This is a genomic window from Micromonospora sp. NPDC049089 (genome assembly GCF_040648775.1).
Classification (GTDB): Bacteria; Actinomycetota; Actinomycetes; order Mycobacteriales; family Micromonosporaceae; genus Micromonospora.
Map to the genome: position 1 here is coordinate 67,987 of NZ_JBEZEH010000003.1, position 24,145 is coordinate 92,131.

A 24,145-nucleotide genomic window follows, 5' to 3' on the forward strand; every position below is an offset into this window, starting at 1 on the left:
TCACGAGCCCGCTCTCCGACGGCGTGTTCGGAGTTGCCGGCTACATCGCGACGATGCTGATGCCGATCATTCGTGCGCCGGTCTCGGTACGCGGGCGGTGCGTGGTGCCCGGAGCAAACACCACGTAGCTGCCCGGGCCCAGACGGTGGCCTCGATCGATGAACTCACCCGACACCACGTAGTAGCGTTCCTCGCCCTCGTGCACGTCCACCTCTGGCCACTCCGTGCCCGGGGCGAAGTCGTACATCCAGCCACGGGCCCGCTCGGTCGCCGGCAGGCGCCGCCGGATGATGCCGGGCACGACCTCGACGGGTTCCACCTCGTCGACCTGCAGGATCTGCACATCATCAGATGCATTAGCCATGCAGTCATGATCGTCGTGTTCGCGCCGCACCGGCTAGTGTCTGCAATGACGTTGACAGGTACATTCCTGCCATGATCATTCATCGGGTGGTCGCCCTGGTTCTGCCGCCACAGTCCACCTTCGAACTCGCCTGTGTCGCTGAGGTGTTCGGCGTACGGCGCCCCGGTCTAACAGACAATTACCGGTTCGACGTGTGTGCCGAGCAGCCGGGCATCGTGCCCACCATGGCTGGTTACGACATGGCGGTCACCAGCGGGCTGCACGCGCTCGAGACCGCGGACACTGTGGTGATTCCGGGTTGGCAACGCCGCGAGCAGGCCGCGCCGTCCGCCGTGATCGATGCGCTGCGGCGCGCTCACCGGCGCGGTGCCCGGATCGTCGCCATTTGCTCCGGCGCTTTCCTGCTCGCCCACGCCGGCCTGCTCGATCAGCGCAGGGCGACGACTCACTGGCGGATGGCGGCCGAGTTCGCCGCCCGATTTCCAGGCGTGCAGGTCGAAGCCGACAGTCTGTACATCGACCTCGGCGACGTCGCGACAAGCGCGGGGACTGCGGCCGGCATCGACCTGTGCCTGCACCTGGTCCGCAATGACCACGGCGCCGCTCACGCCAACCAGATCGCCCGGCACATGGTCATGCCGCCACATCGCGAGGGCGGGCAGCTGCAGTACGCGGCAGCATCCCGGACCGCGCACACTCCGGTGTCCCTGGGCCCAGTGCTCGACTGGGCCACGGAGAGATTGCAAGATCCGCTCACCGTCAACGACCTCGCCGCGCAGGCCAGAATGTCCCCGCGTACGTTCGCCCGCAGATTCACCGCGCAACTGGGTGTCAGCCCAGGACAGTGGCTGCTCCAGCAACGGATCACGGCTGCACGAGCGCTGTTGGAGGAGACCGATCTGCCGGTCGAGACAATCGCGACCAGAGTCGGCCTGTCCACGGCCACCAACCTGCGCCGCCGTTTCCGCACCACGGTGAACACCACGCCAGCCGCCTACCGCCGCTCCTTCGGCCGCGGCGCGAGCACGTAGACCGCACGCCACCACACCTGGCCCACGCTGCCCGTTCGGCACGTGGAGAGCGGGAGACCCGCGCGCCCGTGGCCCGTTGCAGCACCGCGATTTCGCCGGCCCTGGCGTATCAGACCGCCTCGCCATCCGAAGCGGCGTGCTTACGGCGGTCGTAGTGGCGCGCCACTCGCACCCGGTTTCCGCAGGAGTTGCCGCGCCATTCGCGGTTGGGCCGGTCACGGAGGAACAGCAGTACGCATCCGGGCGCCGCACACGTACCCAGGTGGCCGGCGGCGACGAGGGCGACAGCGTCGGCGGCAACCTCGGCGATGGCACCGGTCATGGCCGCTGCTCCGTGTCGCGTCGTCAGTCGTGGCTCCGTATCGGCAAAGGCGAGCTCCTGCCAGCGCGGTGCCATTCGAGCGGCGGCTGCTCGGTCGACTGCTGAGCCACCACCGGGCTGAAGCGAAGCAGGAGCCCTGAGCGCATCCCATCGGTCCGGGCGGTCCTCGGACGGCGCGGCCGCGCGCCGCGACCGCCGACGACATCTGGAACGAGAGTGGGCCGGTACTGCGGTGCACGGACCAGTCGTGCAGTTTTACTGATTCGGGCATCTGAGGAGAGGCTCACGCCACTACCGGGCTGACGTCGCCGTTCTGCCGCGGGCGAACCCGCTTGTCTTGTTGGGGCCAGCTGCGGAGGATCGGTGGATGGATCTCCTCACCGCGGAACGGCAACTTCAAGCCGCCCAGCGCGCCGCTGACGTCGAGTCCCTCGACGCGCTACTGCACCCGCAGGTCGTGGGTGCCGGACCGGACGGCACGGTCTTTACGAAGGAGGACGACCTGGCTGGCTACCGCTCAGGTGCACTGCGAATCACCAGCCTGGTGGAGGAGTCACTCGACATCCAGGAAGACGGCCAGACCGGGGTGACTCGCATGGTCGCTGCGGTGGATGCCGTTCAGAGCGGTGCCGCTGTGTCCGCACGGTTGCGCTACACCCGACTCTGGGTGCGTGAGGACGACAACTGGCGGGTGTTGGCCGCCACCTTCGTCCCGGTCCAGTGAGTCCGTTCACGAAGGACGAGGCTGGAGTGCACGATCGCGGTGGCGAGGCGTGGTCAGCAGCGCAGTTTCGTCAGGACCTTCCCGGCTTGAGGGTGGCATTGGCGCTTTCACCGATGGCGCGGATGCGGGTGTGAGCGCGGTTTACCGGCCTGGACAAGAGACGCTGCCATCGGAACCTGCGCTGGTCACGGTGGCGGCGGATGAGGCCCGCAAGGAGGCGGCCGTGGTGGTCTTGCGGCAGAGGGCCGGATGACGCTGCGGTCTGTGGCATCGCGTCCCGGGTGCTGAGAGAGCGCCATCAGGACTTTGTCAGCAGCTCGAACAAGCTCGAGAACCCCTGAGCGCCGAAGCCGTCAGCGATCCGGCGGTTCATCAGGCCCCTGACCTCTTGCATCCGCACGGCTTCCACGCCAATGGATTCCCGATGGCTGATCATGTCGTCCATCAGGGCGGCCTGGACGTTGAGCGAGCCGAGATCCGGCGGGTATTCGCCGGCCTTGACCGCGTTGCCGATCGAGGTCAACAGCGGGGGCAGCGCGGCGACGGAGCTGGCGGCACGCTCGGCGAACTCCGCTACGTCGACTCCTTCTGCCTGCACCAGCCTCAGGGTGTGCAGGAACCCGATGAGGATCTCGTAGCCCATCGCGACCTGCGCCATGAACTCAACGGCGGCCAAGCCGGCTTCTTCCCCGTGGTAGGTGACGGTGCCCAACTCCCCCAGCGTTGACCCGTGCGCATCGATGGCCTTGCGGGAACCACTGAACGACAACATGACGTGCGCGGTACCGACGTCTGCCGCATCTCCCATGATCTTGCCATCGAGGTACGTGGCCCCGCGCTCTCTCGCCCAGCGATCGTTGGCCCGTGCTTGGTGGGGAGAGCCACTGGTCAGGTTCACCAAGACCTTGCCCGCGACTGCGGTGTCCACGGAAGCGAGTACCTCGTCGACCGCCACGCCGTCGAGCAGACACACCACGACGAGCGGGCTGGCGGCCGCAGCCTCCGCGGCGCTCGCGGCAGCCGTGGCGCCAGAGTCGACCATCGGCAGGGCCTTGCTCACGGTCCGATTCCAGACCGTCGTACGGTGTCCGCGATCGATGAACGTCCTGGCGATCGCCGAGCCCATGTCACCGAGACCGAGCACGGTGACCCGGCTGGCCTGTTCGGTCGGATCAGCGGTGGTCGTTGTCAGCATGATTTCTCTCGTTTCTACTCGGTGATTCGATGCGTCAGGTGGCGGGAAACGGGCATCCGTCGCCCCGGAGGCGACTACTCCTGGTCTCGCCCCGGATGCCGTACCGCTCGTCGCCGGGCTTCTACCCGAGGTGGCTCTCCGCGCGGACGGCGGCTGTCAGGCGGGTGAGGCGTGCGCCCTGGAAGCGGGCCGTCTCGAGGACCGCTCTGGCGTACTCCGGATCCCGGCCGGCGCGGCTCTCCACGAGGCTGACGCCGTACGGGTTCCCGCCGGCGGCGTGCGCGGTGCCGTAGTTCAGGTAGCCCGTGGGCAGGATGACCGCCCCCCAATGGTGGAACGTCTGGTAAAGGCTGAGCAGGGTCGACTCTTGGCCGCCGTGCTCCTCGTAACTGGCCGTGAAGCCGGTCGCCGGTTTGTCGGCCAGTTCCTCTGCCTGCCAGGGGGCGGTCGTGGTGTCGATGAATTGGCGCAGTTGAGAGCAGACGTTGCCAAAACGCGTCGGTGTGCCGAAGGCGTACCCGTCCGCCCACCGCAGGTCGTCCAGGGTGGCGAGCGCAACATCGGCGGTGGCGTCAAGGTGGGCCCGCCACTGCGGCCTGGCATCAACGACCTGATCCGGTGCCAACTCCGCCACCCGGCGCAAGCGGACCTCCGCGCCGGCGTCGGCCGCTCCGTCCCTGAATGCCTGCGCGAGCCGGTGCACAGTGCCGGTGGCGGAGTAGTAGATGACGGCGATCCTGGCAGCGGTCTGCACGGTTACCTCCTGGGTCGGCTCGGTTCTCGGTCAACCGTGCCGAGCAGGCTTACCGTTCGCTGACCATCCCCTTACCGATGCCGCTGAAATCCTCTCTGTCCAGGTCGAGCTGTGCGCCGCGGCTCATCTCGGAGGCGAGTTCCTCGCTGCCCAGCGAGGTGCGGAGGCGAGAGGTGATGCGCTGGACGTCATGCTGCTCACCGGGGGGCAACGGCGCTCCGGCGCCCGCGCGAAGCGTGCGGGCCGCGCCGAGCAGCCCTGCGGCGAGGCGATGGTCACCGCCGAGGCTGGTCGCCCCGGCCAGGCCCTCAAGGGCCAGGGCGACAGCCCTGGGATCCCCGGTGGCGTGCGCCGCGTCGAGCGACTCGCGGTGGTGGCGCTCGGCGAGGACCGCATCGTCGCGGTGCTCCGCGATGAATCCCAACTCGGCAAGCGCTAGCGCGTAGCCGGGCAGGTAACCGGCGTGCCGGTTCCAGTCGAGTAGGTCCCGCTGCTGGGTCTCGGCGGCGTCGAGGTCACCCCGGCGGCGAGCGATCATCGCCAGGCCCGTGCCGGCGAAGGCGGCGGCGGACCGGCTCGACTGTTCCCGCGCGACCTGTAGCGCGCGGTCGTGGCAGGCGGCCGCCTCGTCGAGGTCGCCGCGCAACAGGGCGATCCGTCCGATGCACGCCAACTGCCGGGACACCGACGTCCACAGCCGCAGATGTTCGGCGATGCGCAACGCCTCCCGGTACCGCATGGCTGCGCTGTCGTAGTCGCCGTTGATCTCGGCCAGGGTGCCCAACAGGCTCGTCGGATGCACCTGCCCCCAGCAGTCGCCCAGTTGTACGAACAGCGTCCGGCTGGTCTCGCAGTCACGCTGCACACCGGGCAGGTCGCTGCGGTGTACGAGCGCGAGGTCCGCCCGAGTGGCGCAGGCGGCAGCGATGCCCCACTGGTCGCCGTCGGCGCGGAACGTCGTCAGCGCCGCGTCGACCAGGGCGGCAGCCTCACCCGGATCTCCGGAACCGAGCATCATGGAGGCGAACAACCACTGCGCGAACGCCTTCTCCGGCCCGTCGGCGTCCTGGTGGCATTCCAGGATCCGTTGCCGGGGAGCGTTCGGGTCACCGTCACGGGTGGCCAGGGCGGTCAGCCACACATCCGCACGTCGCCGCAGGGCGTCCGGTGCGACGTCGTCCGCACTTTTCGGGACGATGTCCAACGCCGTTAGCAGCGACCGGCGCATCTCTCCGAGCCGACCCCGGAGCAGCCGGTACCAGGCCAACGAGGTCGCGAGCGCCAGGCCCACGCGAGGCTGACCGTCGGTGGCGGCGACGTCGAGTGCTGCCCGCAGGTTGGCATTTTCGGCGTCGAGTTCCCGTAGCGCGCGACTCTGGTCATGACCCCGTAGCCGCCCTGCGGCCTGCTCGGCGAGACGGACGAAACACGCGGCGTGACGGCGACGGGTCGCCGGGAGTTCGCCGGCACTGTCGAGCTGTTCGAGACCGTAGGCAGCCACCGTCTCCGGGAGCCGATAGCGTCGTGGACTCTCGCCGTGGCGCGTCAGGACCAGCGATCGGTCGATCAATCGTGCCAGCACATCGAGGACTTCGTCGGACGCCACTTGTCCGCCCGCGCACACCTGCTCGGCGGTAGCCAGGGTGGCACCGTCGGCGAAGACCGCCAGCCGGCGCAGCACCGCCCGTTCGCCGGGCGACAGCAACTCCCAACTCCAGTCGATCATCGCGCGAAGCCCCTGCTGACGAGGGGGCGCGGTACGCCGACCGGATGACAGCAGTCGGAAGCGATCGTCGAGCCGCGCCGCCAACTCGCCGGGGTCGAGAACGGGCAGCCGGGACGCGGCCAGTTCCAACGCCAGCGGTACGCCATCGAGACGCCGGCAGATGGTGGCGATTGTGTCCGTGTTCCGCTGATCGACGATGAAGCCCGGCTCGACGGCGCGGGCACGGATCTCGAAGAGCCGAACCGCCGGGGCCCCGGCGATCTGTTCCGCGGTCGCTCCCGGCTCCGGCAGCTCCAGCGGCGGCACCGGCAAGACGACCTCGCCTGCGATCCCGAGCGGTTCACGGCTCGTCGCCAGGATGCGCAGGTCGGCTGCGGCACCGAGAAGACTCTCGGTCAGTTCAGCGATGGGCGTCACCACGTGGTCGCAGTTGTCGAGCAGCAGCAGCATCCGCCGGTCCCGCAGCGCGGCGAGCAGCCGATCCATCGGCTCACCTGGCCGATCACCGGGCAGACCGGCCGGGGCGTCGTCGCGGATCTCAAGAGTCGCCGCCACCACGTCGACAACCTCGGTAGAGAGCGCTTGGCCGTCGCAGTGCGGCTGGCCCGCCAGCTCAACAAGCCACACTCCGGCGGGGAACGTGTCGGCCAGCAGACGAGCGGCCTCGAGCGCCAACCTGCTCTTACCCACCCCACCCATTCCGGTAAGGGTCACCAGCCGCCCGTTCGTCAGCCGCTCCCGTACCGCCTCGACGGCCTCGTCACGCCCGATCAATCCGCCGTACGGACCGGGTGACAGAGGCGCCGGCAGGTTGGTTCGGACCGGAGACGACGGCGGTGCCGGCGGCTGCAGCGCGCGGTCCTGGCGCAGGATCGCCCGATGCAGCTCGGCCAACTCCTGGCCGGGATCGATGCCGAGTTCATCACGCATCTGCCGACGGAACTGCTCGTAGGCGGACAGGGCTTCACCCTGGCGTCCCGAGCCGTACAGGGCGCGCAGGTGCGCGGCCCGTAGCCGCTCGCGCCACGGGTGACGGGTGACCAGGTCGGCCAGCTCACCGGCGAGCAAGTGATGCTCACCGAGATCGAGCCGGGCCTCGGCCAGTTCCTCCAACGCCGCCAGGCGCTGGTCGTCGAGCCGCTCGACCGCCTGACGGACGAATCGCTCGTCACCAAAGTCGGCGTACGGGGAGCCACGCCACAGCGACAGGGCCTCCGTCAGCTCCGCGGCCCGGCCAACTGGCTCCCGCTGCGCCCGCGAACGCACCAACAGAGCCGCGAAGCGACCAGCGTCGACCGATTCCGGCGAAATACGCAGCCGGTAGCCGGCATCACCGGACTCGACAAGCGCACGGCCACCCGCCTCACCCGACTCCAGCGCGCGACGCAACTGCGACACCTTGGCCTGGAGCGCACCGAGCGGGTTGCCCGGCACCCGGTCACCCCAGAGATCCTCGATGAGCCGGTCGGAGGACACCGGATGCCCCTCATGGACCAGCAGGTCAGCCAGGAGAGCCCGAACCTTCAGGCCGGGTACGGCGACGGGTTCGCCGTCGGGCGTCCACACCGCGACCTCGCCCAGCACCCCGAACCTCACCGCTTCACACTAGCCAGTCGGCTGTCCCGCCCGCGAAACGTCGATCGACAGTCGGCCCGCTCACCGGGACGCGGCGCCGACGCCACGAAGGCGAACGTCAGCCGACGAGCAGTCGGCGGTAAGCGACCCCGGCGAGGCTGATCCGAGCCGACACCGGAGGAATGACATGGATTATCTACAGCGGCACCGAACCGCCAACGGTCACGGGCAGGTCGCACCACGACGGGTGGCCACGCCCTGGCTGGCCCTGCTGGCCGGTCCGCTGTCGTACGGGATCGCCGCGCCGGCCCTGCTGCTCGACGACCTGGCGCGCGCGACGGGCACCGGGGAAGGGGCCGCGGCGGCCGGCGTGACCGCCTTCGGCTGGGGGATCGCGTTGGGTACGCCACTGCTGGCGGCGCTACTGGCCCGCCGCGGCGTACGGACGGCCCTGACCGCCTCGGCCGCGCTGCTGGCCGCGGGGACGATCCTCCTCGTGCTGGTGCCGACACTGCCGGCGTTGGTGGCCGGCGCGGCGGTGCAGGCACTGGGGTCCGCCGGCCTCAGCGTGACGGCCATGAAACTGGCCGATTCACCTCGGCGGATGGGGGTGGTCGCCGCGTCGCTGGCGATCGTGGGGGCCACCGGTCCGCTGACCGGTGCACTGGTAGCCGAACTCCTTTCGTGGCAGGCGGTGCTGGCGTTGCCCCTGCTGGCGGTGGCCGCCGTGCCTGCGGCCCGCCGCGACGCCACACCGCCGGACGCGGTGCCGGCGTCGTTCGATCCGCTCGGCATGGCTCTCCTTGCCATGCTGGTCACCGCGGCAGTTCTCACTCCGCACCGTCCGCTGGTGGCCGGCCCGGTCACCGTCGCGCTGCTGGTGTTGCTCGTGGTCCGGACGAACGTTCGCCCCGACGGCTTTCTGCCCGCCGCAGTGGCGCGTAACGGCCGGTTCCTCACGGCGTGCGTGCTGGTTTTCACTGTGGGCCTGGTGAACTTCACCCTGCTCTACGCCGCACCAGATCTGCTGCGAGAGCACGCGGGCTGGGACAGCACCCGGAGCGGAGTCGTGCTGCTGGCGCCGTACCTGCTCGGCGGCCTCTGCTCGGGGTTCCTGACCGCGGCGTCCGTGCGGGTGCCACACCGCGTGACGGCCGCCGCATTGCTCGGCGCAGCCGTCGCCGCGCCGCTGCTGGCTGCGGTCGCCTCCGCCGTGCCGCTACTGCTGGTGGCGATGGCACTCGCGTCCCTTGCCGCCGCGACCGGCCAGGGCGTACTCGCCCTGCGAGCGACCGGCGTCGTGCCCGGCTCTCACAAGGCCGAAGCCTTGGGCTTGTTCAACCTTGCCTATCTGCTCAGTGTCGCGTTCGGTCCAGCGATCGCCGTGACGCTCTCGCATCAGACCGGCTGAGATCCAGCCGCGTCCGGCGCGGTGCCGGCAGGCCGCCAGGGCGAAGACCGCCTGCTGCCGAGCCTCCGCCGCCATGGGCGCCGTCCTCAGTTCCCGCATAGCCACGGAGCGTGTACGGCGCTTCGCTCGAGGCATCCTCAGAACGACAGGTCCCCGGCTCCACGGTGGAGTGCCTGTTCATCACCGCGGGGCCCTCTTCGGCCCTACCTCACCATCAGGCGTCGGGGGCGAGAACGATCTTGCCCGTCGTTGCCCGCGCCTGTAGGCGTTGCCCGGGCCGGGCGGGTGGTCAGCCGGCGAGGATGATGTTGTGGAGGTTGGTGATGCCGGAAGCGGCGGGGCAGCCCACCCGGCTACACCAGAGGTATTGCAAAGTGGACCTGTGGCCAGTATCGAGGACCTTCTGCAACGACGTACCGACCTGTCGACCTTCTTGATCCACCTAACCCGTGACGCTCTCGGTAATGACGGCCCAGTGCCCGGGAGAACCTGCTGACGATGATCGGGGACGGATACATCGAGGCACGCTCACCGTTCGGGCCGGCGTCGATGCACGAGCCGAACCTGACGTACGCGGCGACGCAGAAGGTCGTGTGCTTCACCGAGACCCCGCTCGAGCACACCTGGATGATGCTGGAGGACATCGACAAGCGCGACGTGCACTTCCAGCCCTACGGCCTGGCCGTCACCAAGACCACTGCTCGATTGGCCGCCTGCAACCCCGTTTGGTACTCCGACATCACGCCCAGCCGGTGAGGTGCTCCTCACCCCGGTGACTGTCTGGTTAAGACGGTCGGTCAGGCTGCCTGGGTGCAGGTGGGGGCTGCCCGCACCCCCGGCTGGGCGCCGCCTCCCACGGGGATGGCGGCCAGGCTGCGATCAGCCGCGCGGTGGCTGGTCCTCGTTGTCGCGGGTCAGGTCCGTCGCGTCGAGAATGGTGCGGGTGCCGTCAACGGCGCCAGCACGCCTTCTCCCGCCGGCACCCAGAAGTCAAGCTCGGGAAAGATCGGCGGCAGGAGCGCAAAGTGCGCCGCGGGCACGGCGAACTCCAGGTCGCCGTGCCAGGTAGTGCCGGAGCACGACTGCGGCTCGCTGCCGGGGTGGCACCGCGTCGAGCGCCGCCCGCAGGCGCATCCGCTCGTCGATCGCACCGGCGGGGTCGCGCAGCGCGATGTCCGGCATGGCGTCACCGGCCGACCGCTCGCGCCGCCACGGCCGACGGGTCTCGTCGACCGCAGCCCGGTAGACCATGGTCTTGACGTAGAGATCGGGCCGGTCCAACTTCCGCCAGCGGGGATAGAGCTTGATTAGAGCATTGGCCACGGCGTCCTCCGCCGCGTGCCAGTCGCCGCAGGTCACGTACGCCAGCTTGCGCAGTGACGCCATCTCTGACGCCACGAACTCGCGGAATGCTTGCTCGTCTTCGGCTATCAAGTCCACTGCCTCCTCGTGACGGAGGTAGAACGGAACCGCCCACCCGGAACGTTGCACCGCTCGAAAAAGTGGGCGGATCGACAGGATGATCGAGCGGGATCTACGGTCGCGCCGATGCGCCCTGAAGAGATCGTCGTCGCGGTCGAGCAGGTAGTGGTACCGGGCACTGCGGCTGGCCGCGGGACAGACGTGGCTGAGTGAGCGTACGGCGGAACGGATCGTGCTGGACGTCCGGCGGGGCCTCATCTGTCGCCTGATCCGGATAGCGATTCCCGAACTGGATCGGCGTCAGCCGGCTGATCTGACCGCTCGCCTGACAGCGGACAGCACGATGGTCCAGCACCCGGCCACCCGCGGGATGATCAAACTGATCGACGCGACCCTGCACCTGGTCTTTGCGTTGATCATCGGGCCGGATGGGTGCCAGCCGCGTGTACTGCCCACCATCTGCCAGGTCACCTCCGAGGCCCTCATCTCGGCTCCCATTGCCACCGTGCGGATGCCGTTGAGCATCTGTGCTGGCGGAACGTCGTAGACCCGCTCGAATCCGAACGAATCGAACAGATCGCAGCCCCGCTCCGTCACCCTCAGAAGCCGGTTCGATATCGGGAAGACCCTCGCACATCCGCTGCGCTGCGGCCCCTGGAAAGCCGTCCACTGTGGACAGTATCTGTCATACCGATGTACTACCCTCCCCGCGAACTGTCGACGAGGAGGGTCTATGCGCGGGTTCACGGTGCCGGACGAGGACGCCTGGTACATGCCGAAGGATTGGTGGGCCCGTGTCCATCCGCGGCGAGGTGGCCGGTGGCGGCCGGCGATCACCGATCCGGCGGGCGCCGCGCAGCGGCTTCGGGACCTCCTCGCGACGGACCGGATCACGCAGGGACGTGCCCTCGTGCTGGGCCGTAACGCCGTCTTCGACGCGGCGCTGGTCGCCGCCGGCGAGCGGCATCTGCGGGCACCGGATGATGACCCGGTCGCCGCTGCGGTGGCAGCGCTGCTCGTGGTCTATCGCAACGTGCCCGCCGACGGGCAGACCCTGGTGGACGCATGGGTGGCCCGGGCCGGGCTGCTGTTCGCGGTCCGGGCCGTCGTGGCGGCGAACCAGATCTGCCACACCGGTGAGCTCTGGACCCGCGCCTCCGAGGGCGACACCTACGAGCAGGGGTGGCGCGGCGATGACCTCGGCGCCACGTATGCGGTGGCCCGGGCGGTCCGGCGTCACCTCGCGGTCGCGTCGGACCGGGATTACAGGGAGACGGAATCCGTCCTGGCCGGGCATCGGAACTTCCCGGCCGGCCGCATCTTGTCCTCCTACCTGATGCCGACCCGGCAGGACTGGGTGGACGAGGACTGTGCGGCGGCAGCGGCATGGTTCGACGAGCCCGGCCGGGAGGAGTGGATCGAGGCCGATCACCGCACGATGTCCGGGATCCTGTTACTGGCCGCGAGCCGCGCCGAACATCTCGAGCAACTGCGCGGCGCGATCCGCCGGACGATGCTCGGCTTCGAGGAACCCGGGGACGCCGTCACGGTGCTGGACGGTGTGGGACCGGCCGCCGTCACCTTTCTGGCTGACGACTTCTATCTGGAACTGCTCTACCTGCACGAATTCAACGCCCTGAACCAGCCGACACGACTCAACCCGGATGCGGCCCGGTTCGTCGCCGGCACACCCAGCGACGACGCGATGCGGATCCTGGTCCGCGACCACCTCGACGAGAAGCCGTGGCGGCCAGGGAACCTGCTCAAGTCGGGCGTGCTGACCCGCTACCCGCTGCGGGTTCTGCGTGTCCTCGCCGAGCGCGACGACGCGGTGTCGCGGGACCTGTTCGGCGCGATGGTGCTCACCGAGCCGCGGTGGATCCCGCACCTGGCCGGGCCGGGCCGCGCCCGGGCCGAGGAGATCGTCGCGAACGGCGGGGCCGGGCTCGGCGCCGGGTGGGCGACGATGCTGGACCAGCAGGACTACTACCGCCACATCGACGGCGCGGACAACGTGAAACGGGCCGTCGCCGCGCTGGCCGCGATCCCGACCAAAGAGGCGTTCGGGCTCGTCGTGGACCGGGTCGAGCGCCAATACTTCCGGCCGGCGTTGCTGGCGGCGGCCAAGCGCGATCCCGGGACGGCGCTGCGGGCACTGCTCACCAGAGCCACCGAGCCACTCGTCATCGAGTTGCTGCGCGACCACGTTCTCGCGTATCCCCAGTCGCTGGCGGCCCTCGACGACGACGGGCGGGCCCGCGTCCAGGCGATCGCCGGTCTGCCTTCCCCCGGCCCGCAGGGCGTGGTGCCACCGGTTCTGTCCGGCGTGCTGCCGCGGGAACCGGACCTGCCGGAATGGCTGATCCCCGCCAAGCTTGCCGAGGTCACCGTCCGCGACACCGGCGAGAGACTGGCCCCAGAGGCGGTCCACCGGCTGTGTGTGCTGCTCGCCCTCTCCACGATCACCAAGCCGCGACCGGAGCTCATTGCCGCCCGTGACACCTGCGAGCCACAACAGCTGGGCGCGTTCGCCTGGGCCGTCCTCGAGCAGTGGCGCGCGGCCGAATACCCGCCGAAGAGCGGCATCGCGCTGGTCTCCATCGCCGCGCTCGGTGACGACACCACCGTCGCCGACCTGGTGGCCGTACTCCCGCAATGGTCGTCCGCCAGCGCCCGGATCCGCACCGCGATGGACGTGCTCGCCGCGATCGGCACCGACTTCGCCCTGACCCAGCTGCATCGGCTCAGCCGCAGAGCGTCAACCGCCGGTCTACGCGAGCACGCCTCCCAACGACTCGCCCGCACAGCCGCCGCCCGTGGCCTGAGCCCCGAGCAACTCGCCGACCGGATCGTGCCGGACCTGGGTCTCGACGCGGATGGCCGGACGGTCCTGGACTACGGGCCACGCCGATTCACGGTGAACCTCGACGAGCAGTTGCAGCCGTGGATCGCGGCCCCAGACGGACGCCGGTTGTCCCGGCTGCCGCGGCCGGCCGCCACCGACGATCCGGTACTGGCACCGGCGGCGTACGAACGTTTCGCCGACCTGAAGAAGGAGGTCAAACAGATCGGCGGCGAGCGCATCCGGGCCATCGAGGACGCCATGGTCACCGGTCGCCGATGGAGTGCGGCCGAGTTCCGCGACCTGTTCCTGGATCACCCGCTGATGTGGCAGCTCACCCACCGGCTGGTGTGGGCGGCGTCCGGCGAACACGGCACCGTCAGCTTCCGGGTCGCCGAGGACCGGACGTTCGCCGACCTGCACGACCAGGCATGGCAGCTCGACGACACGGCCACCGTCGCCGTGCCGCACCCGTGGCACCTCGGCGACGACCGGGCCGCCTGGTCGGAGATCTTCGCCGACTACGCCATCATCCAGCCGTTCCCGCAGCTAGGCCGCAAGCTGGCAACACCGGACGAGATAGACCCGGCTACCTTCGCCGGCATGAAAATCGACGCGCGGAAACTGTTCGTACTCACCTCGAAGGGCTGGCGCTTCGGCGAGGACCACACCACTGTGCGGCGCGACTGGCCGCAGACAGTTGAGATCACATATACGCCTCGATATAACTGGCATGAACCGGACCAGCCCAAGACCCTGACTGGAGTACGCGGGTGCGAGGGCCTGGGCCCCGTCGCGTTCTGCGAGGCGGTGCGGGACCTGCGCTATCTGACGAGCTGATCCGCGCCGCCGTCGCCACCAACGCGCTCGTCGCCTCCGCCCTGGGCGCCGCTCCCGCCCAGGGCACCGGTATTAAGCCGCTGAAAGACCAAAGTCCCTGGCCGCGGTGCTGACCGCGGACGGGAGCAGCTTCGACCACAAGGGCACGACTACGACATCCTGGCCGCCGCGGTGGGCGAGTAGCCGAAGAGCGGATGACGCCTGCCACCGCCGGCTGAATTAGGCCTGTCAGTATGACGTCCGTGGATCACTACGGGCTTTTGCGGCGAGCCGCGACCGAAGCGGGCTTCACCGAGACGGAGACGGCGACGTTCGCCGAACTGCTGCGCTTCGCCATCTGGACAAGTCAGCAGTACAACGGCGAGATCGCAGCGCATCCTCGGGACCTGGCGCCCGGGCGGCCCGCCGACCTGCTCGTCGGCCAGGCCGGCGGCCTACCGCAGCTCCCGGTCGGCATGCCGTGGCCCACCGACCCGGAGGGCTACCCACTGCCGTTCGTCGCGTCCTTCGACTGTGCCGCGCTACCGCGGGTCGAGCGCCTGCCGCTACCGTCGGACGGCTCCCTGCTGGTGTTCCTGCATCACGAAGAGGACTACGACGTCTGTGAGCGCAGCGACGAGCAGCAGTACGGGCGGCTGCTGTACGTGCGGGCCGGCACGGAGACCGCGGCGCAGTTGCCGGCTGACTACGCTGCCCATCCCTACTACGCGAACCGTGACTTCATCGCCCCCGAGCAGGACCTTTTCGCTGTCGTCCACGCCGACCTGCCCTCGTGGTTGACCGCGGAGGATGCGGACCTGTCCGTCTTTCAGCAGCAGATGGCGCGCGACATGCCGCATCGTCGGGAACTGTGTGCCCTGGTCGACCGGCTCTGGCCAACCGCCAACTTCGCCGCCTTCCAGTTCGGCGGCTACTCGTGGCACACCGGCGGCACGTCCTACGGCCACCTGTACAACGATCCTGAGCTGGAGATGGCAGAGAAGAAGCTGCGAGGCCGCCTAACCGGCATCGACCGCGCCCAGGAGGCCTTCCTCGTGGAACAGCAGTTGCAGCGGACCCGCCGGGAGTGGCTCCCGTTGGTGCAGTTCGAGACCCGTGACGACGTCTACTTCGGCCGCTTCATGATCCGTGTCGACGACCTCGCCGCCCAGCGGCTCGACCGCGCTGTCTCCTGGACCGAGTTCACCGAATGAGCGAGGACAGGTGTTGTACTCGTAACCAACCTGTTGCCCACCTACTCGGCGCCCGTTGACGCTCAGCGCAACCTGAAGCTCGCGCGAGGCTAGCGATGCCCGCAACCCCTACGTCTTCCGGGGGATGATCTACTGCGCCGTCTGTCAGCGACGCATGCAAGGCCAGTACAACCACGGCGCCGCCTACTACCGCTGCCGTTTCCCCCAGGAGTACGCCCTGGCCAACGAGGTCGAACACCCCCGCAACGTCTACCTGCGCGAGGACGCCCTCACCGACCCGCTCGACGAGTGGCTGGCATCTGCGTTCACCCCGGACCACCTCGATCGAACGATCACCGCCATGTGCGACGCCCAACCAACGGACACAACGCCACAGACGGCCGCAGCGCAGGCCACGATCGCGGCCTGTGCCGCAAAGTTCGCCCAATATCGGGCTGCCCTCGACGCCGGCGCAGATCCCGCACTAGTGACCGGTTGGATCACCGAAACCCAGGCCGAACGGACACGAGCCGAAGCTGGTCTTCAAACGACCCCGCAGACAGAGCCACGCCGGATGAGCCGCTCCCAGATCGCCGACCTAGTCCGAGCGCTCGGCGACATCGCCGCCGTGCTGCGCGACGCCGACCCCGACGACAAAGCTGAGGTCTACCGGCAACTCGGACTGCGACTCACCTACCAGACCGAAACGCGAACGGTGCGCGCTGCAGTGGATCTCAGCGCGCACCGTGGGGTTGTGGTTCGTGTCCGAGGGGCAACACGACCCATTGCCCCACCGCCGTTGACGCTCAGCGCAACCCTGAAGCTCGCGCGAGGCTAGCGATCGTAGTGATCTATCGCTCGCCGCGGCGGGCCGAACGGACCGGGGCGATGCGGGGTCGGCCGACGCGAAACACGGCGAGCGGTTGGCCGGCGACCCGGTCGGCGAGCCGACCGGCGGTCGCGGGGCAGTCGATAAGCTGGCTGAGCGGATGGACCGCCAGGCCGTGCCGGGCGAGAGCCAGCCACGTACGCAGCAGACGTCGGCCTGAGGTGATCTGGTCGTCGCCGTCGACGGCGAGGAGGACCAGGACGCTGCCGTCGTAGCGCAACAGGCCGCGGCCGCTGGCGGCCAGCAGCGCCGGCAGGCCCAGTCGGCGGGTGACCGGGTACGCGCGCAGCGCGGCGGACAGGACACGCGCCTCGGTCCGGGACAGGCTGAGCGCCCGGTCCGTGAGTCCGTCGAGGTGATATCGCGGATGGCGCGGACTGAGACGCAGCCAGTCCCGCAACTCGACGGCGACGGCAGGTGTGCGGAACATCCACCGGTCGGCGACGGCCAGGTCCGATACGAGATCTCGGGTCGGGACGTGCGCGATACCCGGCTCGAGATCGGCGAGGACGGCGTCGTCGACGTACCCGGGTGCGTATGGACCACGGGCGACCCGGCGGGCCTCGATGTCGGCGATCGTGAACGGAGTCGTGTACCTCTGTGCTGCGGGGACCAGTCGTGGACCGGGCGCCACCGTGACGGTGAGGCCGAGTTCGGCGGAGACGATGAGGCATGTCTCGACGAACGCGCCGATACCGAGGGTCAGGTCACGCCCGGTCGGGTCGGAGTCGGGCAGGCGGCACGCGGGATCAACATCGATGGTGATCTCGTCGGTGTGGTATTCCGGTCGCCACGGCTGCGTGTTGTGTGCGCTTGGTGCCCGGCGGCAGATCGCCTCGGCAGCCCGCAACTGCTCGACCCAACTCACACCGCTGTTCCTCGCTCGTAGAAGGTGTACCCGTGCAGTGGCCGCCCACCCGCGCGCCGGTACTGAGCGGCCGAAGCGACGTTCGTCCGCTCGACGAAGGTGCTGCGCAGCGTCCGGTAGCCGTTGCGGGCGAGGTTGCGATGCAACTCCCGGGACAGCAGCGTCAGGTACCCGTTGCCCTGCTCATCGGGAACGGTGCCCTTGATGATGAGGACCGCGTCCCGCCGGTACCGGCCGCGGCTGGCGAGAAGCCGGAGCTGATTGAGTACGCCGAGCCGACCGCCGACGCTCATCAGGTAGTCGGAGATGTCCGGCACGGTGACGACGAACGCGACGGGTCGGCCGGCCTTCTCCAGCCAGAGCAGCAGCGCCTCGTCGAGTAGGAACGCCAGGCCGTCGGTCTGCTCCGCCAGTTGCTCGGCGGAGATGTCGGTGTAGTAGCCCAACTGCGCGAAGCTCGCGTTGAGCATCCGGCGCAGGATCGGCAGTTGGCTGCGCAGGTGCCACCGGGAGCCGTGCCGGATGACGAGCCGTTCGGCGGCCATCCGAGCATCGTCGAAGGTGAAACCGTGGTCGGTTCCGGCCGGAGCACCGGCTGCGGGCCGAGCAGCCGGGGCCGTACCGTCGAGATCGACCAGCCAGGTGTCGGCCTCGAAGCGACGGTGGAAGCCGTGCCGCTCGTACATTTTGGGGTAGTAGGGGGGGTTCCACGCCGAGTCCACAAAGCCCCGGTCGGCGAAGCCGGAGGTGATCACCCCGCCGGTCTGGTTGGGCAGCAGGGCCACCGGCCCGAACAGGTGTCGACCGTCGGCCCGGGTCGCAACCGCGTCCATGATGGCAGTGAAGACGTCGTCGTCGTCGACGAACTCGGTGTGCCCGAACAGTTGTCGTGGGCCGATCTTGTCGTCGAGGGGCGCGCTGCGGTGCATGCTGGTGCGTCCCACGACCTCGCCGCGTCGGTCGCGGACCACGAACAGCTCGGCGGCGTCCCGGTGGGCCGCGATGACCGAGGACACCAGCGGTACGTACCGGTCGGTCGGGTGGAGCCGGAGCGGAAAGTCGACGAATGCGCGCAGGTCGGCCCGCGACTGCACGGGGTCCACTCTCATGCGCGGTGCACCGGCGGGCCGGACGTCTCACGTGAGAGCGGCGTGAACGTAGGTATGTGTGCCATGACGTCGGACTCGGCGCGCCAGATGCCGTTGCTGTAGCCCTCTGGCTCGGCGTTGTAGAGGCGGATGTAGCCGCCTGTCGCGTTCTTCGTGCCGTGATCGGTCACCCAGCACATGAGGTCCCGGTGATGGCGGCTGCGGGCGAACGTCAGGAGCGCGTCACGGTCGCTGAAGAAGGCGATGGTGCCGAGCGTGAACGGGAACTGGTAGTAGACGGTGTGCCAGCGGTATCCGTCCATCCGTCTCATCTGCCGGACCATTCGGATCCAGGTCCGGGTGAGCGTGATGATCGAGCGCGGCCCCCGGTAACGGGTGGCGCCGACGAACATGGCTGTCGCCTGGCCCACGGCGGGCGCGGCGGAGAAGTCGGTGGTCCTCATGCTGGCGCGCCCTTCACCAGGTAGACGTTCTTGATTCTGGACGCCGCGTCGGCGAACGGGCCGGTGCCGTACTCGTGGACCTCCACCCGCAGGTCCGCCGCGGACGGGTCCTCGGCGAGGGATTCGGCGAAGTCCCGGCTGACCTCGGCGAGGTGGCGCAACACTCCCGCGCGGCAGGTGTCGATGAGGGTTCGCCGCTGCACCGGGTCGAGCGCCAGGCCCTCGCGGAGTTGCAGGTTGACCACCGGCCGGCTCTCCAGGTCGGCCTGCTCGGTCACCGCCAGGCAGAAGCTCTGCAGCAGGTGCGCCTGGGGATTGCCCGCATAGAGGCCATACTCGACGTCCTGCGGGTAGATGTTGGCGCCCATATAGGAGATCGTGCTGTCCTTGCGGCCGTACAGGAACAGCAGTGGTAGACGCATCCGGTCGACCTGCCAGGCACGGTCCGCGGCGGCCCGCGCCGCGGGATCGGCGATCGCGGCCAGGACATCCGGGTACGAGATCAGCCGGCCCTCGTCGCCGATGTTGTAGCGGACTCGGGGATTGAGCATCGCCGTGGAGTTGATCGTGCAGAGCACCTCGTGGTCCGCTGTGGTCTCCAGGTAGGTCTCCAGCGGGTTGTACTGAAAGACCATCGGCAGCCGGTGCTCGTCGGCGCCGAGCAGCGCGGTCCGCAGCGCGGCGTCGGTACGCAGCTGTCGGCGGACCCAGACGCTGAAGTCGCTCTCCCCGGCCATGCCGATGGTGAGGTCGCTGGCCCCGTAGCCGGAACGCACCTTGACGAAGCGCTCCTCCAGGTAGTCGCGCAGCGCTTCGGTCATCCCCTCACCGCCGACGAGTCCGCTGATGCGGTATTCGGCCCAGGGGAAGTCATCGGCGTCGAGCTTGTCGCGCAGGTGCTTGAGGAACGGTGGGTAGGCGGTGACGATGTAGTCGAAGCCGGGGCCGAAGTACAACAGGGTGTCGACGATCTTCCGCAGGTCGGGCCCCGTGTTCTTGACCATCGCGATCGCCGACATGGCGATGCCGGTATTGGTCCCGGTGGCCCAGGCGCCCATTGAGTACGCGTTGATGACGAAGCGCCGCTCGGACGGGAACACCATTGTCGCGTAGCCGGCCAGGTTCTTGTGCACCGAGCGCAGCTCGCGGCGGCTGCGGATCCAGTTGAACGGCTGGCCGGACGAGCCCGACGATTCGTCGACCACGCTGCCGGCGATCTCGATCTGCCCGTGCCGACAACGCTGCGCCTCCGGGTACGCCTGCACGTACGACCGCTTGTCGGTGGGCGGGTAGGACGACAGATCGAACCAGCGGAACCGCCAGTGGTGGCGGCGGAGAAAGACGCCGTACGCGGGCACGTCGATCGCGGCGAACTGGCAGGTCATCCAGGCGTGTAGCCGGGCGAAGCGGCCCATGTAGGGACGGTACTGACGTGCCGTGAGCCGCCACACCGCCGGATGGATCCGGTAGAGGGTGTAGAGCCAGGTCAGGGCGAAGCTCGCGGCCCGCAGGGTCCACCGACGCAGGAATGTCACCACGCGGCAACACTAGGGGTCGGTCGAGCCGGCCACCTGATGACGAATACTCAGCCCTCCTGAGTATTCGAACCCCCGCGGGTTGCAACGAGTTCGAGACGAGGCCGGGTCGGCTTGAGGACCCAACAGTGAGCCATCTCCAAGCTCACTGACTACTCACTGTTCTCTCTGTCGTCGCCCGGACGGCGCGTCAGTGCCGAATCAGGCCGCCGACCGCAACCGGAGAGACGTGACCGGTCGCCGGAAGCGTTCGCGCCAGCGCAAGACCGACATCGACCAGCGACGACCGGCACAGACCGGCGACATCTGAGATCGATGTCCAGACCGACTCGGCGGTCTCGCCGTTCGCCTCGGGCCGAAGGACACCACCAGTGATCCGGACCTGGTAAAGATACCGACGTTCTGATGCTCGATCCCCAGACGCGTCTCAGCGGCAGGAATCACCCGCGAGTCCACGCCTAGCAGGCGTTCGACCACCGAAACGCAGCCCGTCTCCTCGGCGACCTCCCGCACCACAGCATCGAACGGATCCTCCGCCTGCTCAACCTTGCCACCCGGAAGGGTCCAGTTCGTGTCCCCCGTCGCCGAAACATAACGGGCGAGGAGCACACGCCCCTCCTCAATGCACACGGCATGTGCCGCCAGCCGGCAACTCATCCGTGCACCTCCCAACCGGACCCCACCGAGCCGGCGACGACCTTCGCGTGACCGGCGTTCGGCGACGCCCTCATGGTGCGTAGCGAATGGCTTCGAGCGCTGGCGGTCTGCGCCCCTACCCCTACACCTGCCGAGACAACCGCTGTCCGTATCGACCGGCTCGCGCCCATCGACGCATGTTCAGGGTCAGGAGGGCTTGAGCGGCTGCTCGCGACTGGTGCCTGGGTTGCAAGGGATGAGTTGTGTCAGTTGGTCGTGGGAGACTCTCGCGCCGTGGACGTTGATGAGTTTTGGGCGGTCGTAAGGTCGGCCGGGGCGGGTCTCGACGGGCGGACCGGCGACGACGGTGAGGCCGTTGCCGCGGCACTGGTGACGCGTTTGGCCGCTACATCATCGGAGGGCATCCTCGAGTTCCAGGAGCTGTTCGATCAGCTCCATGACGCGCTCTACCGTTGGGACGTGTGGGCGGCTGCGTACCTGATCGGCGGTGGATGCTCGGACGACAGCTTCATAGATTTCCGGGCGGGAGTCATCGCGCTGGGGCGCGAGTGGTACGAGCGTGTCCTGGCCTCGCCCGACGGACTGGCTGACCATCCCGCGGTACGACAAGCGGCGGCCGAGGACGACGACGGCACGCTGTTCGCCGAGTCGGTGAACTACGTAGCCAGCGAGGCCTACGAGCAGGTCACAGGTGGTAACGACGACGCCTTCTACGAAGCGATGAAGGCCCGCCAGCACGCTGCGAATGGCATCGACGAGGCCCGCGAGCCCGACATGGGTGAGGACTTCGACTTCGACAACGATGACGAGATGCGGAGGCGGCTACCCCGGCTGGCCGAGCTGTTCCTCGGCCCTGGCGAGCATTGATCTCAGCGGCTGAGCCCCACGCTTGAAGACGGCATGCCAAGCCAGGACTGAAGTCTTTCGTGGTGAACCGTTACTTCCGTCGCCGGTGGAGCACATCACGGGGGCGACGAGTACGACATCTTGGCTGTGCGACGTACTACTTCGAGACCGCGGAGGATGCCTGGCCGGTCCGCCGGGTTGAGGCGTACGACTCGAGGCTCGTCGTGCATCAAGGGTCGGCTCACCGTGAGGACCGGTTCGGTGGCCTACGGAATACGCGATAGCGGAGCGACAACGGACGGTTCCCACCAGTTCTTACCGTCCGCGTGGCTGTCTACGCGCGCGCTCCCCGCGTCAGCGCCGACATGGTGAGTCGGCCGTCCTGGACCTTGGTGATCTGGTCGACCGCGGTGAGGTGGGTCCGGTCGTGGGTGACGAGAACGGTGGCGGTGGCCTCCTGGTGGGTGAGGCGGGTGATGAGGTCGATGATGGTGGCGCCTCGTTCGCGGTCCAGAGCGCTGGTGGGTTCGTCGACCAGCAGCACGGTGGGGTCGTTCATCAGTGCGCGGGCGATGTTGATGCGTTGTCGTTGGCCGCCGGACAACTGGTGGGGGCGCCGGGCTGCCTGGGCGGCGAGGCCGACGGAGTCGAGGAGTTGCATCGCCCGGCTGCGGGCCTTGGCCGGGGAGCGGCCGTCGAGTTGTGCCATGACCTGGAGCTGTTCGGCCGCGGTGAGCGATGGCAGCAGATTGGGCTGCTGGAACACGATGCCGATCTTGTTGCGGCGCAGGGTGGTGAGTTCGCCGTGGGTCATGCCGCTGGTGGTGGTGCCGTCGATGGTGACGGTGCCGGAGTCCGGAGTGATGAGGGTGGCGGCGACGGCGAGCAGGCTGGACTTGCCCGAGCCGGACGGTCCGACGACGGCGGTCAGACTGCCCTTGGGCACGGTCAGGGTTACCTGGTCGAGGGCGGTCAGGCGGGTGTCGCCGTCGGGGTAGGTGAGGGTGACGTCGTGCAGGTGCAGGCTCATCGGGCGCTCCCCAGGGCGGTCAGTGGGTCGACGGAGGTGATGCGGCGGATGGACAGGGCGGCGCCGAGCGCGCCGAGCGCGATCATCACGGCGGCCGGGACGAGAATGGTGGTGGGAGTGAGCAGGAACGGCACGGCCGCGCCGGCGACAAGCGCGCCGAGGCCAGCGGCCAGGGCGGTGCCGAGCAGGGTTCCGCCGGTCAGCAGGACCACGGCTTGACCGAGGGCGTCCTTGAGCAGGTTCGCGGTGGAGGCACCCAGCGCCTTGAGGACGGCGACGTCGCCGCTGCGCTGGATGGTCCAGACGGTGAAGAAGGCGCCGATGACCAGGGCGGAAATCGCGAACAGGAAGCCGCGCATGAGCTGCAGTGAGCCGTTTTCGGAGGTGTAGGAGCCGATTGCGGACAGTGAGTCAGCCGTGGAGACCGTCCTGGTGCCCGCGGCGGCGTCGGCGGCCTGAACATCGGCGCCGGAGGTGATGTTCAGGGCGATGACGGTGGCGGTGGGGCCGTCGTTGGCGTCGGTCGCCGGGGCGAGCTTCTGCCACAGGTCCAGGCTGGTCCAGATGACGGGGGTGTGGCTGTAGGAGGCGTCACCGCTGACGGCGGCGACGCTCACCTGCTGCCCTGCCAGGGTGAAGGTGTCGCCCCGGGCGACACCAAGATTCTCGGCGGCGGTCACGGACAGCACGGCCGCGTGCTCGCCGATCTGGTCGGTGGCCGGTGCGAGGGTCGACCCCGGCTGGACGCCGAAGGCGGACGCCGCGGTGCTTCTGGTGCCGGCGGTGGCCTTGGTGGTGGTGATGCCCAGCGGCTGCGCCCGCTTCACGCCCGGGGTAGTCGCCCACTGCTGCCATTGCTTCTGCGCGATGGTGGAGTTGGCGAATGACGGCTTCTCGCCCTTGCCGGGCGCTGCGAACGCGATCATGTCGGCCGGTAGGCCGGTGATCGCTGAGACATTCTGCTGACCGAGGCCGGCGGTCAACCCGGACAGCAGCCCGACCAACAGAGTGATCAGCACGATAACGGTCCCCATCAGGGCGAAGCGCCCTTTGGCGAACTTCAGATCTCTCCAGGCGACGAACATCGCTTTGACCCGCCTTTGGTGAAGGTGAATTTCGGTAGGCCTCTACCGTCGCCGCTGACCCCCCGGGTCTGCTTCTGGCGCAGGACAGCATGTGGCGGGTCGAAAGGCTGCACGCCGGCTCTAACTTTCGATGGAGGCATCGCGCGGGAATCGCCGCTTAGGCTGGAAGAACTGTGAAGACCACCGCTGCGGTGCTGACGCCCGCCACCCGCACGCTGACCTGGTGCCTGCACCTACTCACCGTCGGCCTGCTCGCCCTGGCCGGCGGGGGGGGGGGGGCGGGGCCCCGCCCCCCCCCCCCCCCC

At 68.8% G+C, this 24,145-nt stretch carries 22 protein-coding genes and 1 pseudogene; 9 read left to right on the forward strand and 14 right to left on the reverse strand.

All coding sequences use genetic code 11. The annotated features are described in order from the left end of the window. Positions 1-40: 40 nt before the first annotated feature. Positions 41-364, reverse strand: a complete 324-nt coding sequence (locus AB0B48_RS01440) for a cupin domain-containing protein (protein ID WP_357194249.1) — start codon at positions 362-364, stop codon at positions 41-43. 71 nt (positions 365-435) lie between these two features. Here AB0B48_RS01440 and AB0B48_RS01445 point away from each other — a divergent pair, with 71 nt between their 5' ends. Beyond that, positions 436-1,395: a helix-turn-helix domain-containing protein gene (locus AB0B48_RS01445; protein WP_357194252.1), complete on the forward strand. Its 960-nt coding sequence runs from the start codon at positions 436-438 to the stop codon at positions 1,393-1,395. Between the two features lie 109 nt (positions 1,396-1,504). On the opposite strand, the gene AB0B48_RS01450 is transcribed toward AB0B48_RS01445, so the two are convergent. Further along, a complete protein-coding gene (locus tag AB0B48_RS01450) occupies positions 1,505-1,717 on the reverse strand; it encodes a CGNR zinc finger domain-containing protein (RefSeq protein WP_357194255.1) in 213 nt (70 codons plus the stop codon). Positions 1,718-2,084: 367 nt separating this feature from the next. On the opposite strand from AB0B48_RS01450, the gene AB0B48_RS01455 reads away from it, so the two are divergent. Beyond that, positions 2,085-2,441 (forward strand): nuclear transport factor 2 family protein, encoded by a 357-nt coding sequence (locus AB0B48_RS01455; protein WP_354878882.1) that lies wholly within the window; start codon positions 2,085-2,087, stop codon positions 2,439-2,441. Between the two features lie 56 nt (positions 2,442-2,497). Here the strand turns inward: AB0B48_RS01455 and AB0B48_RS01460 are convergent. From AB0B48_RS01460 to AB0B48_RS01475, 4 genes and pseudogenes are all read right to left on the reverse strand, one after another. After that, positions 2,498-2,592: pseudogene (locus AB0B48_RS01460) on the reverse strand (IS5/IS1182 family transposase); the annotation flags it as partial. Between the two features lie 147 nt (positions 2,593-2,739). Beyond that, positions 2,740-3,636: an NAD(P)-binding domain-containing protein gene (locus AB0B48_RS01465; RefSeq protein ID WP_357194258.1), complete on the reverse strand. Its 897-nt coding sequence runs from the start codon at positions 3,634-3,636 to the stop codon at positions 2,740-2,742. A 121-nt stretch (positions 3,637-3,757) separates the two neighbouring features. Further along, positions 3,758-4,390, reverse strand: a complete 633-nt coding sequence (gene wrbA, locus AB0B48_RS01470; protein WP_357194261.1) for an NAD(P)H:quinone oxidoreductase — start codon at positions 4,388-4,390, stop codon at positions 3,758-3,760. A gap of 49 nt (positions 4,391-4,439) precedes the next feature. Next, positions 4,440-7,712, reverse strand: coding sequence for a BTAD domain-containing putative transcriptional regulator (locus AB0B48_RS01475; RefSeq protein ID WP_357194264.1), 3,273 nt, complete (start codon positions 7,710-7,712; stop codon positions 4,440-4,442). Positions 7,713-7,878: 166 nt separating this feature from the next. Between AB0B48_RS01475 and AB0B48_RS01480 the strand changes: the two genes are divergently transcribed. Both AB0B48_RS01480 and AB0B48_RS01485 read left to right on the forward strand, forming a co-directional pair. Next, on the forward strand, positions 7,879-9,102 hold the full coding sequence (locus AB0B48_RS01480) for an MFS transporter (RefSeq protein ID WP_357194267.1): 1,224 nt from the start codon (positions 7,879-7,881) through the stop codon (positions 9,100-9,102). Between the two features lie 498 nt (positions 9,103-9,600). Continuing rightward, positions 9,601-9,858, forward strand: a complete 258-nt coding sequence (locus AB0B48_RS01485; RefSeq protein ID WP_357194270.1) for a hypothetical protein — start codon at positions 9,601-9,603, stop codon at positions 9,856-9,858. 234 nt (positions 9,859-10,092) lie between these two features. On the opposite strand, the gene AB0B48_RS01490 is transcribed toward AB0B48_RS01485, so the two are convergent. Then, entirely contained in the window at positions 10,093-10,536 is a 444-nt protein-coding gene (locus tag AB0B48_RS01490; RefSeq protein ID WP_357194273.1) for a sigma factor, read from the reverse strand. A gap of 220 nt (positions 10,537-10,756) precedes the next feature. Between AB0B48_RS01490 and AB0B48_RS01495 the strand changes: the two genes are divergently transcribed. The 4 genes from AB0B48_RS01495 (at position 10,757) to AB0B48_RS01510 (ending at position 16,216) form a co-directional block, all read left to right on the forward strand. Continuing rightward, positions 10,757-11,071: a hypothetical protein gene (locus AB0B48_RS01495; protein WP_357194276.1), complete on the forward strand. Its 315-nt coding sequence runs from the start codon at positions 10,757-10,759 to the stop codon at positions 11,069-11,071. Between the two features lie 186 nt (positions 11,072-11,257). Next, a complete protein-coding gene (locus tag AB0B48_RS01500; protein WP_357194279.1) occupies positions 11,258-14,206 on the forward strand; it encodes a DUF4132 domain-containing protein in 2,949 nt (982 codons plus the stop codon). Positions 14,207-14,439: 233 nt separating this feature from the next. Then, on the forward strand, positions 14,440-15,399 hold the full coding sequence (locus AB0B48_RS01505) for a DUF1963 domain-containing protein (RefSeq protein ID WP_355498379.1): 960 nt from the start codon (positions 14,440-14,442) through the stop codon (positions 15,397-15,399). A 124-nt stretch (positions 15,400-15,523) separates the two neighbouring features. Continuing rightward, a complete protein-coding gene (locus tag AB0B48_RS01510) occupies positions 15,524-16,216 on the forward strand; it encodes a zinc ribbon domain-containing protein (RefSeq protein WP_357194282.1) in 693 nt (230 codons plus the stop codon). 13 nt (positions 16,217-16,229) lie between these two features. Here the strand turns inward: AB0B48_RS01510 and AB0B48_RS01515 are convergent, their stop codons facing one another. The 5 genes from AB0B48_RS01515 to AB0B48_RS01535 all read right to left on the reverse strand — a co-directional run bounded on the left by AB0B48_RS01515 (position 16,230) and on the right by AB0B48_RS01535 (position 20,879). Then, positions 16,230-17,135, reverse strand: a complete 906-nt coding sequence (locus AB0B48_RS01515) for a hypothetical protein (protein ID WP_357194285.1) — start codon at positions 17,133-17,135, stop codon at positions 16,230-16,232. Next, on the reverse strand, positions 17,132-18,244 hold the full coding sequence (locus tag AB0B48_RS01520) for a hypothetical protein (protein ID WP_357194288.1): 1,113 nt from the start codon (positions 18,242-18,244) through the stop codon (positions 17,132-17,134). Before AB0B48_RS01520 ends, AB0B48_RS01515 begins: the two co-directional genes overlap by 4 nt. After that, positions 18,241-18,687 (reverse strand): DUF4188 domain-containing protein, encoded by a 447-nt coding sequence (locus AB0B48_RS01525; protein WP_357194291.1) that lies wholly within the window; start codon positions 18,685-18,687, stop codon positions 18,241-18,243. Before AB0B48_RS01525 ends, AB0B48_RS01520 begins: the two co-directional genes overlap by 4 nt. Next, a complete protein-coding gene (locus tag AB0B48_RS01530; protein WP_357194293.1) occupies positions 18,684-20,225 on the reverse strand; it encodes a phenylacetate--CoA ligase family protein in 1,542 nt (513 codons plus the stop codon). The genes AB0B48_RS01525 and AB0B48_RS01530 overlap by 4 nt, the downstream gene beginning before the upstream one ends. A gap of 198 nt (positions 20,226-20,423) precedes the next feature. Then, a complete protein-coding gene (locus AB0B48_RS01535) occupies positions 20,424-20,879 on the reverse strand; it encodes an NUDIX domain-containing protein (protein WP_357194296.1) in 456 nt (151 codons plus the stop codon). Between the two features lie 273 nt (positions 20,880-21,152). Here AB0B48_RS01535 and AB0B48_RS01540 point away from each other — a divergent pair, with 273 nt between their 5' ends. Continuing rightward, positions 21,153-21,746: a DUF4240 domain-containing protein gene (locus AB0B48_RS01540; protein ID WP_357194299.1), complete on the forward strand. Its 594-nt coding sequence runs from the start codon at positions 21,153-21,155 to the stop codon at positions 21,744-21,746. Positions 21,747-22,059: 313 nt separating this feature from the next. Here AB0B48_RS01540 and AB0B48_RS01545 read toward each other — a convergent pair whose 3' ends face one another. Next, positions 22,060-22,755 (reverse strand): ABC transporter ATP-binding protein, encoded by a 696-nt coding sequence (locus AB0B48_RS01545; protein ID WP_357194302.1) that lies wholly within the window; start codon positions 22,753-22,755, stop codon positions 22,060-22,062. Beyond that, positions 22,752-23,774 carry an FtsX-like permease family protein gene (locus AB0B48_RS01550; RefSeq protein ID WP_357194305.1) on the reverse strand — a complete coding sequence of 341 codons (1,023 nt, stop codon included), beginning with the start codon at positions 23,772-23,774 and terminating at the stop codon, positions 22,752-22,754. Before AB0B48_RS01550 ends, AB0B48_RS01545 begins: the two co-directional genes overlap by 4 nt. Positions 23,775-24,145: the final 371 nt, after the last annotated feature.